This is a genomic window from Endozoicomonas sp. ONNA2, assembly GCF_024606365.1.
GTDB lineage: Bacteria > Pseudomonadota > Gammaproteobacteria > Pseudomonadales > Endozoicomonadaceae > Endozoicomonas.
In genome coordinates, this window is record NZ_JAHHPO010000023.1 from 1 (window position 1) to 1,074 (window position 1,074).

At 48.2% G+C, this 1,074-nt stretch carries 2 protein-coding genes; both read left to right on the forward strand.

Translation table 11 applies throughout. The features are described 5' to 3' along the window. Positions 1-279: 279 nt before the first annotated feature. A complete protein-coding gene (locus KDK14_RS00285; protein WP_257263014.1) occupies positions 280-732 on the forward strand; it encodes a DUF3429 domain-containing protein in 453 nt (150 codons plus the stop codon). A 35-nt stretch (positions 733-767) separates the two neighbouring features. Further along, the gene (locus KDK14_RS00290) at positions 768-1,022 is read left to right on the forward strand and encodes a DUF3081 domain-containing protein (RefSeq protein WP_257263015.1); all 255 of its coding nucleotides are present in this window, start codon (positions 768-770) and stop codon (positions 1,020-1,022) included. The last annotated feature ends 52 nt before the right edge of the window (positions 1,023-1,074 follow it).

Consider the following 1,074-nt stretch of genomic DNA (forward strand, 5'->3'; position numbering starts at 1 on the left):
TTTGTACCAGGAGGCTGTCCGAGAATAGCGCCCGACTGGGCGTCCCCGTAGCGAGGACGTCAGAAAATTGAGGAAAAATTCGGTTTTGTGAGGTGAATACCCTGAAGGGCACAAGTAGCGGGGCTATTTGCCGAACAGAAGCGGATTTTTAGACCAATTTGCTGCCGCCGCACGGCTGCATGGATGCATGAGCTAGGCAGGAGCAGTTGCCGTGTAGGGCAGTCTATTCTCGGACAGTCTCCTGGCGTGCGACAAAAGATTAAACAAAAGGGTAATTCAGTGAATCACTTTCAACGACTCATGTGCTGGCTCGCCTGGCTGGGAATAACGCCGTTTATTATTTCGCTGTCTCTATCCATCAGGGGCCTGTCTCTGGTTGATCACACAGGGGAGCAGCTATTCATTATTTATTCCGTCATTATCTGCAGCTTTATGGCCGGTTCCTTATGGGGACAAGCCGTCTACCGTGAGAATCAATCCGGAAGCTTGATTAAAGTACTGGCCAGTAATGTCATTGCACTCTGGGTATTCGCAGCGCTTCTGGCAGGGTTGGGGGATCAACAGATGTTGGTGGTTCTTGCCATTGGCTATCTGGCAACACTGATCATTGAGTGCGTCAATACGGACTCTCTGGCCGATGGGTGGGTAAAGTCTTACCTGTCCATGCGAGCCATTGTCACCCTTGTGGTGTTTATATTGCACTGTTTTCTCTATGCCTCCCTGATTACCTGACCAGGGATCCTTGCTTTTGTGAAGGAGCCAGTACAGTGGATCAACATATCGATATTCAAAAGTGTCTTTTGGCATTTGCCCGGATTTTGGACAAGGGAGAACAGGTTTCCGGAGGCTACCTTCTGGAAGGTATTACCGCAAAGTCAATGGATGATGGCTATACCGTTATGCTGGGTAACAGGGATTGTCAGTTGTCCATCTATTTTCATAATAAATTCGGAATTGAATCACCCAGTCAGAAAAGTACAGACGCCTTCATTGAGCTTCTTTACCGCATCGCTGAGCAGTAAGTAGCTAACCATATGAAATCATATATTTCTGACTCCTTGTGCCGGCACTCTG